The organism is Pseudoalteromonas sp. MQS005 (genome assembly GCF_001661605.1).
In the GTDB taxonomy this organism is placed as follows: domain Bacteria; phylum Pseudomonadota; class Gammaproteobacteria; order Enterobacterales; family Alteromonadaceae; genus Pseudoalteromonas; species Pseudoalteromonas tetraodonis.
Window position 1 is genome coordinate 1 of the sequence record NZ_LYRQ01000081.1, and the last position, 11,916, is coordinate 11,916.

At 40.0% G+C, this 11,916-nt stretch carries 10 protein-coding genes; 5 read left to right on the top strand and 5 right to left on the bottom strand.

Annotation, left to right across the window (positions count from 1 at the left end; all coding sequences use genetic code 11):
- Positions 1-175: 175 nt before the first annotated feature.
- Positions 176-637, bottom strand: a complete 462-nt coding sequence (locus tag A9479_RS18555) for a tetratricopeptide repeat protein (RefSeq protein WP_064664241.1) — start codon at positions 635-637, stop codon at positions 176-178.
- A gap of 118 nt (positions 638-755) precedes the next feature.
- Here A9479_RS18555 and A9479_RS18560 point away from each other — a divergent pair, with 118 nt between their 5' ends.
- Positions 756-2,048: an NCS2 family permease gene (locus A9479_RS18560; RefSeq protein ID WP_008113045.1), complete on the top strand. Its 1,293-nt coding sequence runs from the start codon at positions 756-758 to the stop codon at positions 2,046-2,048.
- 115 nt (positions 2,049-2,163) lie between these two features.
- Here the strand turns inward: A9479_RS18560 and A9479_RS18565 are convergent, their stop codons facing one another.
- Complete coding sequence (locus tag A9479_RS18565) at positions 2,164-2,919, bottom strand: hypothetical protein (RefSeq protein ID WP_013465225.1); 756 nt, start codon at positions 2,917-2,919, stop codon at positions 2,164-2,166.
- A gap of 295 nt (positions 2,920-3,214) precedes the next feature.
- On the opposite strand from A9479_RS18565, the gene cysB reads away from it, so the two are divergent.
- Positions 3,215-4,192: an HTH-type transcriptional regulator CysB gene (gene cysB, locus A9479_RS18570; RefSeq protein WP_008466190.1), complete on the top strand. Its 978-nt coding sequence runs from the start codon at positions 3,215-3,217 to the stop codon at positions 4,190-4,192.
- A 264-nt stretch (positions 4,193-4,456) separates the two neighbouring features.
- Here the strand turns inward: cysB and A9479_RS18575 are convergent, their stop codons facing one another.
- The 3 genes from A9479_RS18575 to pabB all read right to left on the bottom strand — a co-directional run bounded on the left by A9479_RS18575 (position 4,457) and on the right by pabB (position 7,861).
- Positions 4,457-5,833 (bottom strand): L-serine ammonia-lyase, encoded by a 1,377-nt coding sequence (locus A9479_RS18575; RefSeq protein WP_008112780.1) that lies wholly within the window; start codon positions 5,831-5,833, stop codon positions 4,457-4,459.
- A gap of 101 nt (positions 5,834-5,934) precedes the next feature.
- A complete protein-coding gene (locus A9479_RS18580) occupies positions 5,935-6,510 on the bottom strand; it encodes a CoA pyrophosphatase (RefSeq protein WP_008112778.1) in 576 nt (191 codons plus the stop codon).
- Positions 6,503-7,861 (bottom strand): aminodeoxychorismate synthase component I, encoded by a 1,359-nt coding sequence (gene pabB, locus A9479_RS18585; protein WP_064664242.1) that lies wholly within the window; start codon positions 7,859-7,861, stop codon positions 6,503-6,505. Before pabB ends, A9479_RS18580 begins: the two co-directional genes overlap by 8 nt.
- A gap of 166 nt (positions 7,862-8,027) precedes the next feature.
- Here pabB and A9479_RS18590 point away from each other — a divergent pair, with 166 nt between their 5' ends.
- The 3 genes from A9479_RS18590 to A9479_RS18600 all read left to right on the top strand — a co-directional run bounded on the left by A9479_RS18590 (position 8,028) and on the right by A9479_RS18600 (position 11,842).
- A complete protein-coding gene (locus A9479_RS18590) occupies positions 8,028-9,554 on the top strand; it encodes a fumarate hydratase (RefSeq protein ID WP_008112774.1) in 1,527 nt (508 codons plus the stop codon).
- Between the two features lie 433 nt (positions 9,555-9,987).
- Positions 9,988-11,028 (top strand): Glu/Leu/Phe/Val dehydrogenase, encoded by a 1,041-nt coding sequence (locus tag A9479_RS18595; protein WP_064664243.1) that lies wholly within the window; start codon positions 9,988-9,990, stop codon positions 11,026-11,028.
- 151 nt (positions 11,029-11,179) lie between these two features.
- Positions 11,180-11,842, top strand: a complete 663-nt coding sequence (locus A9479_RS18600; protein ID WP_064664244.1) for a CatA-like O-acetyltransferase — start codon at positions 11,180-11,182, stop codon at positions 11,840-11,842.
- The last annotated feature ends 74 nt before the right edge of the window (positions 11,843-11,916 follow it).

Consider the following 11,916-nt stretch of genomic DNA (forward strand, 5'->3'; position numbering starts at 1 on the left):
AGCAATGGTTTAATTTTTATTGAAAGTTAATGCCCACAGAATTAATTTTAAGGCTGGGAGCAAATAAATACAGATGAACAGGGGGTATACAGTAGTTTAAATTAATTAAGCGTGCTTGCTTTGGCTATAAACGCTTAATTAATTTACAGATGAAATGAGTTGCTGGGCAGTGAAATTATTTTTCGCTACTAGGAGGGATCAAATGTGAGAATTGTAACTGGTGAATTTGTTCATACAGGCTGGCTGCGTAGCATTGAGCATCTTTAATTCGTTTGGTACTAATATGTTTTCGTATATCGCTCATTGCTTCTATGGCGGGTTCATAGCCTTGACTACTGGCTAAGCTAAGCCACGCAGCACCATGAAATACACTTTGCGGCACACCTTGTCCTTTTATAAAAAACAGCCCTAAATAAAACTGCGCGCGATAATTTCCTGCCATTGCTGCCAAACGCATCCATTTTGCGGCTAAGGCGCCTTGTTCATTTTTAAGGTAATAAAGGGCTTTATTTAATGTGTCTTGATCGGTGTTTTTAGAGCTCGCAGGGAGATTTGCATCGCTTGGTTGCGTTACAAAAGAAAGAATGTTGTCTAATTGTTGCTCTAAGTCTTGGCCACTTGGTGTCGTTTTGATCATGCTACTTCGTTTGTTATTTTAATCACTTAGCTAGTTTAGTATATAGCAAGGTAAAATGTCCTGTAAAAAGTTATTTTTATGCTAAAATCTCGCCACTTTTTACAACCACAAGTTTATTATGCTCGAAGCCTTATTCAAAATCCGTGCAAATGATTCTTCGGTTCGCCGTGAATGTATTGCCGGTATGACTACATTTATTACGATGGTTTATATCGTATTCGTAAACCCAGCTATGCTTGCAGAAGCCGGTATGGACCAAGGTGCTGCTTTTGTTGCCACCTGTATTGCTGCTGCAATAGGGTGTTTTATTATGGGTTTGTGGGCCAATTATCCACTGGCATTGGCACCGGGTATGGGATTAAATGCATTTTTTACCTATGGTGTTGTATTAGGTATGGGTTATAGCTGGCAAGCTGCGTTGGGTGCGGTATTTATGTCAGGGTGTATATTTTTAATTCTAAGCTTATTTAAGGTGCGAGAGTGGATTATTAATGCAATCCCTCTGGTGCTCAAGCAAGCAATAGCAACGGGTATTGGCGCATTTTTAGCTCTCATCGCACTTAAAAGTGCCGGTATTATTGTATCAAGTCCTGCAACACTGGTGCAGTTGGGTGATATTACCTCGCCTGGTCCTTTATTGGCTATTTTCAGCTTTTTTGTTATTGCTGCACTGCTTTATCGCGATTTTAAAAGTGGCGTACTGATTAGTATTTTACTAGTCACCGCGATTGCTGTGTCTATGGGGTTAGTGGAGTATCATGGTGTTATTGCTATGCCACCTTCTATCATGCCGACCTTTATGCAACTGGACTTTAGTGCCGCGTTTGAACTGTCGATGTTGAGTGTTATTTTTGCGTTTTTATTCGTTGATTTGTTTGATACCTCAGGCACGTTAGTTGCGGTAACTCAGAAGGCTGGTTTAGCAGATAAAAACGGTAATATGCCGCGTTTAGGTCGTGCATTAAGCGCCGACAGCACAGCAACCATTGCAGGTGCAATGCTCGGTACTTCAACAACCACGTCATACATTGAGTCTGTTGCAGGTGTATCTGTTGGTGGTCGAACGGGTTTGACCGCTGTGGTTGTGGGTTGCTGCTTTTTACTGATGATGTTTTTTGCGCCTTTAGCTCAAATGGTGCCTGCATACGCAACCGCGGGAGCTATTTTATATGTATCTGTATTGATGCTACAAAACTTAAAGTTTGTGAATTGGGACGACATGACTGATGCAATTCCGGTGAGTGTTGTATTATTAATGACACCGCTGACGTTCTCAATTGCACACGGTATTGCACTTGGTTTTATTTCTTATACGGCGGTAAAAGTGCTGTGTGGCAAAAAAGATCAGGTAAGCATTAGTGTTTGGATTTTAACGGCCTTGTTTATTGTTAAGTTCGCATTTTTATCTTAATGCAGGCAGCTTGTTAGAGTATGTATATGTCCTAGTATGTAAACACAAAGTGGGGCAAAATCCTATTCAAAAAAAAGCCCATGCAACTGCATGGGCTTTTTTATTTAGAAAGGAGTTACCATTTCTTTTTAGGTGCAAATAATACGTCTAAATCATCTTGCTCTTGTTCGTTCTTTTTCTTCAATGATGTAGCATTTGATGCCTTGAGTTCATTACTTATCGTTTCAAGGTAGCCTTCAACTTCAGCTCGTTTTGCCGTAATGTAATCGTCATTAAATGAAACACTGTTAAGTGTGGCAGCTGCTTTTTCAAAGTACTGCCTAGCAGAGCCTATCATTCCAGCTGTTTGCGCTGATAACCCACGTTTTATTTGGCTTTCAATGTTGATTCTTAGTTGTAGCTTTTCAAGGCGTTTGTCTTCTGCAATAAATACCTGGCTGTCTACTTTGCCTTTATTATGCTCAGAACGAATAATAGTGCGTAACTTTTTAATGCCTTGTATTAGCGATATCAGTTGTTTGTCGTTGCCTGGTAATACAAAGCCATCTGAACCGTCTTGAATTGGGTTTTGTAGTCGCTCTTTTGCTTCTTTTAAGCGGTTTTTTAGTCCACTACCTCCGCTTGAAATAGACACCATTTGACTGAGCGCATCATGAATTCGTCGTTGTAATATTCGCTGAGTTGCCTCTGAAAGTGGAATGTTGGCGCTATTCATTAATGCTTCTTCGGTTTCTTCAATGATTGCTTTTTGTTTTGTTAACTCTTTGCGTCGTTCAGCTTCTTGTTTTTCTTTGTGTTGCTGAACAGCACTAACCCATAGTGCAATGACTATAAGTGCAACAATTAATACAATTATAATGGAAACTATCATGTTATAATTCTCAAATTCTTAACCTTATTATCTAATCTTACATTAAATATATAAAAGGTGGGAAACTTTGCTCAGATTAACTGAAAAAAGCGTCACCATAAAGCGTTTAAATCTTAATATGTTATGTTTCGATTGCTGATAATCATTGCTACCTCAAGTTTATTTATTGTGTTAACCTGAAATTTCAACAAATTAATTGTTATATTATGTAACATTAATCAGCCTTTTATATAGCTACCTATAGTTAGGGTGCGCTTTTATCTGTCAATGTGAATTATAACGAAACTACATAGCCATGAAATTACAACAACTTAGATATATCGTAGAAGTTCAAAATCATAAATTAAATGTTTCAGCTACGGCTGAGAGTTTATTTACCTCCCAGCCTGGTATTTCTAAGCAAGTACGTATGTTAGAAGATGAGCTCGGTGTACAAATTTTTGGCCGCAGTGGTAAGCATTTAACTCATGTTACAGGCGCTGGCGAGGAAATCATTAACATATCACGCGAAATACTCTCAAAAGTTGAGGGTATTAAAGCGGTTGCGAATGAACATACTTTACCGGATCAAGGCAAACTTAATATTGCTACCACGCATACACAAGCACGGTATGCGTTACCGAGTGTAATTAAAGGCTTTACTCAAAAATATCCTGCGGTATCACTGCATATGCATCAAGGTACACCACAGCAAATATCTGATGCAGCCGCTCGCGGTGATGCTGACTTTGCCATTGCCACAGAAGCGCTTCATTTATATTCAGATTTAGTAATGCTGCCTTGCTACCATTGGAATCGTAGTATTGTGGTTGCTAAAGATCATCCCCTTGCGAAAAAAGTGGATAATTTAACAGTGGCTGATATAGCTCAATACCCACTCATTACTTACGTATTTGGCTTTACAGGTCGTTCGGAGCTCGACAAAGCATTTAATGCTTACGGATTAGAGCCACATATTGTATTTACTGCCACCGATGCCGATGTCATTAAAACGTATGTGCGTTTAGGGCTAGGTGTGGGTGTGGTTGCATCTATGGCAATTGATCAGGTAAACGACAGCGACTTAGTGTGCATTGATGCTAGCCATTTATTTGAGGCGAGCACGACTAAAATTGGTTTTAGAAAGGGCAGCTTTTTACGCACCTACATGTATGACTTTATCGAACGTTTTGCACCGCATTTAACTAAAGAGCGAGTAGAGCGTGCGAGTTTACTGCGAAATCAAGAAGATGTTGATAAGTTATTTGCTGATATTGAACTTCCTGTAAAGTAACCGCCATAAACAGCAATGAAAAGCCGCTTAGTTTTGCAACTAAGCGGCTTTTTTGTGCTATGTAATTAACCTGAACTGTGGATAATAAATCCATCTCAAGCAGCTATTTTCAGCGCTAACTGCGTTGAATTTACTTGCAATAGGCTAGCTATTGACGAGTAATTTCGCCTTGTTTTCACTAAAAATCTCTAGCTAGAGAAAATAAACATAAATATCATTTTGATTCAATATGTTAGTAAATCTCTTAACCAGAGCTCAGGTTAATTAGCACTCGATAATATTAACGGCCAGTCCACCGCGAGCGGTTTCTTTGTATTTTGTTTTCATATCGTTACCCGTATCGAGCATGGTTTTTATTACTTTATCCAGCGATACTTTTTGCTCACCACTACCGCGTATAGCAAGGCGCGACGCATTAATTGCTTTAATAGCGCCCATTGCATTACGTTCAATACAGGGGACTTGCACTAAGCCGCCAACAGGGTCACAGGTTAACCCTAAGTTATGTTCCATACCAATTTCAGCGGCATTTTCTACGTGTACAACGTTACCACCAACAATTTCAGTAAGTGCGCCTGCGGCCATTGAACAAGCAACACCGACTTCGCCTTGGCAACCCACTTCAGCACCAGAAATAGAGGCATTCTTTTTATATAAAATGCCTATTGCAGCGGCAGTTAATAAGTAGCGGGTAGCAATATCACGGTCTACTTCTTTAATAAAAGTATGATAATACATTAATACTGCAGGTAAAATTCCGGCTGCGCCATTTGTGGGGGCAGTTACTACACGTCCTCCGGCTGCATTTTCTTCGTTTACAGCTAATGCGAATAAATCAACCCAGTCCATGGCGCGCAGCGGATCGTTACTGACTTCTACATTAAGCTTTAAATATAAGCTTGGCGCACGGCGTTTTACTTTTAATCCGCCAGGTAAAATACCTTCGGTGCGCATACCTCGCTCAATACAGGCTTTCATTACTTGCCAAATATTAAATAGCTCATCTTTAATGGCTTCTTCACTGCGTAACGTTTTTTCGTTTTTCATCATTAACGTTGATACGCTGTAACCCGACTCTTTACACATTTCGAGTAATTCTTTAGCCGAGCCAAACGGGAACGGGGCTGGGTTTTCTTCACGGATATCTAAAGCGGCTTGTTTTTCTTTTTCAAACTCTTCATCCGTAACAATAAATCCGCCACCAATAGAGTAGTAAACTTTGCTATATACTTTTTCGCCATTGTTATAGGCAATAATTTCCATTGCGTTGGAATGTTTAGGGAGTGTCTTTCTGCGATGAAAAACAATCGCGCCCTGCTTAGGGAATTTAGCTTTGTGAGTTTGGTTCAGGTAAATAACCTGTTCTTTTTCAATTTTAGCGAGTATGTCATCCACTAAATCGGCATCAATGGTTTCAGGATCATACCCTGCTAAGCCAAGTATCACTGCTTTACCAGAGCCGTGGCCAACACCTGTTTGGCCAAGCGAGCCGTAAAGCTCTACTTTTACATCGGTCACATTTGCTAATAGTTGTTGTTCGTTTAGGTCATTAACAAATAAGCGTGATGCACGCATTGGGCCAACGGTATGTGACGATGAAGGGCCAATACCAATGCTAAACATATCAAATGCACTGATCATAATGTGTGTCTCTACTTAGTTTTCTCAGCATTAAGCTGTTCTTTGAACGGTCGACTATAATAACGTGGAAACGCAGGTGTGTAACCCTTATTAGTAAAGATTTAAACTGGTATGGCGAGTTGTTTTGTAAAGTTTTTAATAATGCTGGCTGTGGCTCCCCACAAAAGCCCATGTGGGGTGATAAAGCCATTTAAGGTAATGATTTTTCCACCTCGTTCAAAGGGCAAAGGTTGCCAGTTAGCCGCGTTATTCAGCGCTTTTATAGAGAGTAAAAAGCTAGCTTGCACTTCGTTGTGGTCGTTTTCCCACACTGTTTCTTTTTTAATTAAGCCTACAAAGGGGCGTATAGTAAATCCGGTCAGGGTTGAATATTCAGGTAACTGACCTAACACATGGACATTTTGCGGGGCAATATTAAGCTCTTCATGTAATTCACGCAGTGCGGTGGTGCGTAGGTTAACATCATCAATTTCAAACTTGCCGCCCGGTAAACAAATCTCCCCAGGGTGGTGATGAAGGTAGGTTGGTCGCTTACACAATAAAATATGTGCTTCGTTATCTATATCAATCAATGGCAGCATTACTGCGCTTGCGCGCTTTTTTTTATTATCTTTGAGCTGATCCACGGCTAAACTGCGGTTTAATTGAAAACGAGCCGAAATGGTTTCACTATTCAAAGCGACCTTCATTTAATATAGGAAGTATTTTATTTACTTTATCGTAAGTTTCTTGATATTCCAATTCGACTTTTGAATCAGCAACAATACCACCCCCAGCCCAACAATATATTTGTTGTTGATGTGTGACTAAAGTTCGAATAGTAATACTGGTATCCATATTGCCGCAGCCACTAATGTAACCAATAGAGCCACAATAAATGCTACGTCTATGTGGCTCTAGTTCTTCTATTATTTCCATGGCACGGACTTTTGGTGCGCCTGTAATTGAACCACCGGGAAACGCAGCTTCCAGTTGATCAACCGCTGTTTTACCCTCATCAAGGGTTGAGGTGACCGTACTCACTAAATGGTGTACCGCCGGAAAACTTTCAATAGCAAATAATGAGGGTACAATAACCGAGCCCGGTTTAGCGACTTTTCCTAAATCATTTCGCAGCAGGTCCACTATCATGACATTTTCGGCGCGATCTTTACTTGAATTTGCCAGTAAGGTCGCTTGTTTTGCATCCTCAAGGGCATCTGCTTTGCGAGGTAAAGTCCCTTTAATGGGTTTTGTTTCTACTTTATTGTCGTGTACTGCAATAAAACGCTCGGGTGAGATTGACAAAATAGCGCCCTGAGGATGATTAATAAAACTAGAAAAAGGCGCTTTATTAGCCTGAGTTAATTTAACATAGGCGCTCCAAGGCGAGCCTTGGTAATGTGCGCTAAAACGCTGCGCTAAGTTAATTTGATAGCAATCACCACTTTTTAGGTATTCTTCAATCGCGGCAAACTTTTCGCTATAGCTAGTCTGACTCATATTTGACTGCCACGGTGATGTAAGCGAAAAGCTTTCATGTTTAGGTGGTTGCGCTAAATATTGCTGATATAGCCAAAGGCGGTCTACATTGGGCTGCGAAACATAAAACCACGTGCGCAGTTGTTTATCGTAAATCAGTGCATCGAGGTAAAGTCCAACCGCCATTTGCGGTAAATTTATGTCGTGTAAAGCGCTGCTTGGTAGTTGCTCTATAGTACGGCCTAAGTCATAGCCAAAATAACCCAGCCAGCCACCATTAAAAGGTAAGTTGTTGGCGGCTTTAGTGCTGTCTAACTTTGCCAGTTCATTATTCATTATTTCAAAGCAGCTTTTTATGTTTGGCTGGTTATTAAAAACGCTTTGATTATTTTCGACTTCAAGGGTGCTCTGGGGGTCAATCGCAATAATGTCAAAACGACTGTTTATGTGATCACTATCACCCGAATCTAATAAAATGGCGTAAGGCAAATGAGCAAAATGCGAAAATACCTCAATACAATTTTGTGATATGGCTAATTCAACACAATTTTTTTTATTGTTTAGCATTTACTACCCCTATAAGAACTGGCTCCAAACGGGCTGGGAGGGTATCATAAGTCAAATTTATTTGGCAGCGTTTAGTGAGCGCTGTAGTTGAAAACAGTTCGAACCACCGTCACGGGTTTGATATCGCTTACGTGCTGCGTGAGTAACAACAACTTAAGGAACCACTATGAGTACAATTCGTCAGCAAGACTTTATTGATAGCATTGAAGATGCCTTGCAATACATCTCGTTTTACCATCCTCTTGATTTTGTTCAAGCACTAGAGAAAGCGTATAACAAAGAACAAAGTAAAGCCGCTAAAGATGCGATTGCGCAAATTTTAATTAACTCGCGTATGTCGGCAGAAGGTAAGCGCCCACTGTGTCAAGATACTGGGATCATCACTTGTTTCGTAAAAGTAGGTATGGATGTTAATTGGGATAAAACCGACTTAACAGTACAACAAATGGTTGATGAGGGAACGCGTCGTGCGTACTTAAATCCAGATAACCCTTTACGTGCATCGATTGTTGCAGATCCTGCGGGAACACGTAAAAACACTAAAGATAATACGCCATCAGTGGTTCACATTGACTTAGTTGCAGGCGATAAAGTCGAAGTGATGGTCGCTGCTAAGGGCGGCGGCTCAGAAAACAAAAGTAAAATGGTGATGTTAAACCCATCTGACGATGTGGCTGAGTGGGTAGAAAAAACGCTACCAACAATGGGGGCGGGTTGGTGTCCACCAGGCATGCTAGGCATAGGTATTGGTGGCACGGCAGAAAAAGCAGCGGTAATGGCCAAAGAGTCATTAATGGATCCGGTTGATATTCATGAACTAATTGAGCGCGGCGCAGAAACAACAGAAGAAAAGCTGCGTTTAGAAATCTTTGAACGTGCGAATAAACTAGGTATTGGTGCGCAAGGCCTTGGCGGTTTAACCACGGTTGTTGATATTAAAATTAAAACGGCGCCAACTCACGCGGCTTCAAAGCCAGTGGTTATGATCCCAAATTGTGCTGCTACGCGCCACGTTCACTTTACCCTTGATGGTTCAGGTCCTGCGAATTTAAAAGCACCTAAATTAGAAGATTGGCCAGAAGTGACTTTCGAAGTGGGTGAGGGCACACGCCGTGTTAATTTAGATACTCTTACTAAAGAAGACACTAAAGAATGGAAAATGGGTGAAACCGTTTTACTCTCAGGTACTATTTTAACGGGTCGAGATGCTGCTCATAAACGTCTGCAAGATATGATCAACTCAGGGGAAGGTTTACCTGAAGGTGTTGATTTTGATAACAAGTTTATTTATTACGTTGGCCCTGTGGATGCAGTAGGCGATGAAGCAGTAGGCCCAGCGGGTCCCACAACGGCAACACGTATGGATAAATTTACCGATATGATGTTAGAAAAAACCGGCATCGTGGGTATGATTGGTAAAGCTGAACGAGGCCCTGCAACGGTTGAGTCTATTAAAAAGCACCAGTCAGTGTATTTGATGGCGGTAGGCGGTGCGGCTTACTTAGTATCTAAAGCTATTAAAAAAGCACGTGTTGTTGCCTTTGAAGATTTAGGTATGGAAGCTATCTACGAATTTGAAGTAGAAGATATGCCAGTAACAGTTGCCGTAGACAGTGAAGGAGCAAATGCTCACACCCAAGGCCCTGCTATTTGGAAAGCAAAAATTGAAGAGCTAGACAGCAAAATGAAGTAAATTTTTACTTAAAAAGCAATCATATAAGCGAGCACTGTGTGCTCGCTTTTTTATTTACTTTTACATTTGCAAAGACTTATACACCTCAGACCAGTTTATGCTGCGTAGGCAATGAGCGTATAAGCCACTGTATTTCAAGCTGTAGTATACTTTTTTAGGGTGTATGGTTAAGTTTACAAACAACTGCAAGGTGACGTTCACGTAAGCGTAAGCTTTAATTGCGATGGTGTTTTTAGCTTTTATACTTAATCAAATGGTTATTTTTGGAATTTTTATGCTTACTTTTAACGATAAGTCATTTTATTTTTCACTTTGACGCGCTTTATTTGGTTTATCTACTCATAGTGTGGCGAACCATTAACTGAAGTGATAAAGTCTCGACAATTTGTAGCGTGCTTGCCCAAAAGGGCCCATTATTTTCGGAGTATTTAAAGTGGTTGTATTTAATCAAGTTGAATTTGATAACCATGAACAAGTGGTTTTTTGTTCAGACAAAGCGTCTGGTTTGAAGGCCATTATTGCGGTACATAACACAAACTTAGGCCCTGCGGTAGGCGGTTGTAGAATGTGGGATTATGCTAACGATGAAGACGCAGTATATGATGTGCTGCGTTTATCAAAAGGGATGACCTATAAAAATGCCGTAGCACGCTTGCCATTTGGTGGTGGTAAATCGGTTATTATTGGTAATGCCAAAGAAATCAAATCTGAGCAGTTATTTCGCGCATTTGGTCGCCAGTTAGAGCGACTAAATGGTAGCTACTACTCAGCAGAAGATGTAAACATTACCTGTGATGATGTGGCGTTAATGAACAAAGAAACAAATTACGTGCTAGGCCTTGAAGGAAAAAGTGGTAACCCTTCGCCGTTTACAGCCTATGGTACGTTTTTAGGTATGAAAGCAGCGCTTAACCATCAACGCGGTATTCAAGACTTTTCTGGTATTAAAGTTGCGGTGCAAGGTTTAGGTGCAGTAGCTTATGGATTATGCAAACATTTGTCTGAAGCTGGTGCTGAGTTATTTGTTACCGATATTAATCAAGCTGCAGTAGAACGTGTAGTAAATGACTTTGGCGCAACCGCAGTTGGTATTGATGAAATATACGACCTAGATGTGGATATTTATGCACCCTGTGCATTAGGTGCCACTATTAATGACACAACAATCCCACGCTTAAAAGCAACGATAGTAGCAGGCTGTGCAAACAATCAACTTGCTGAATCACGCCATGGTGAAATTTTACGTGAAAAAGGTATTTTATATGCGCCTGATTATGTAATAAATGCAGGTGGTATTATTAACGTTTATTACGAAACTGCACCAGAGGGTTACAGTAAAGAGGCTTCTAATAAACACGTAGAAAGAATTTACGATACACTTAGTGAAATTTTTACCCGTAGTGAAAAAGAGCAAAAATCAACGCATTTAATTGCCGATGAACTGGCACAAGAAATTATTGAAAACGGACTTTAAGTTTCCACTCGGTTTAAAATAGGAGCGAAATACGCTCCTTTTTTATACCTTATGTAAGACTTTGGTATAACTACACCCAAAGCGTCATTTTAGTTAATGCGAATATAGATAAAGCACGGTAAAATTTAGTTTTACATTTTATCTATATTTTATGTCCTCTACTGATTTTTCTATTACTCCTCTTGATTTTGAGCAATGGCCTCGAAAGCAACACTTTGAGTTATTTCAGCAGTTCACTCAGCCTTATTTTAATGTGTGCGTACAACTGAATGCGAAAAAGTTATATACCGCCTGTAAACAAGCTAATATTGCTTTTTTTCATGGTTATATTTATTGCTTATTAAAAGCCTGTCATCAGTATGAGCCGATGATGCTGCGCATTATTAACCAAAAACCTTGTTACTTAAGTGCTACGCGGGCAAGTGTAGTCGAGCTTGCCGATGATGAGTCGTTTCGCTTTAGTTATTTTAAATTACACGAGTCGTTAAATGAATTTGCCCGTGAGGCGAAAGTTATTAGCGATACCACAAAATTAAACCCACTGTTTTCTGATGCGTTTGCAGCAACTGAAGGGCAAGCAGATTTAATTCATGTTTCTGTATTACCTTGGTTAAACTTTAGCAGCTTTTCGCATGCATTTACCCACGGTCAAAGTAATGGTATTCCTAAATTTGTGTTTGGCCAATACAACACTGAGACAGGTAAAATGCCGCTTGCTATTGATGTTCATCATGCGTTGTTGGATGGGCTTCATGTCGCTAAATTTATAAAGCAATTACAGTATACATTTGATAATTTAAGTAATAATAATTAATGAAAAAGTTGTAAATTTTATGTTATTATTTGCTAGCAGTGCTTTTAACTTAAATTGTCACTCTAAACTTACCC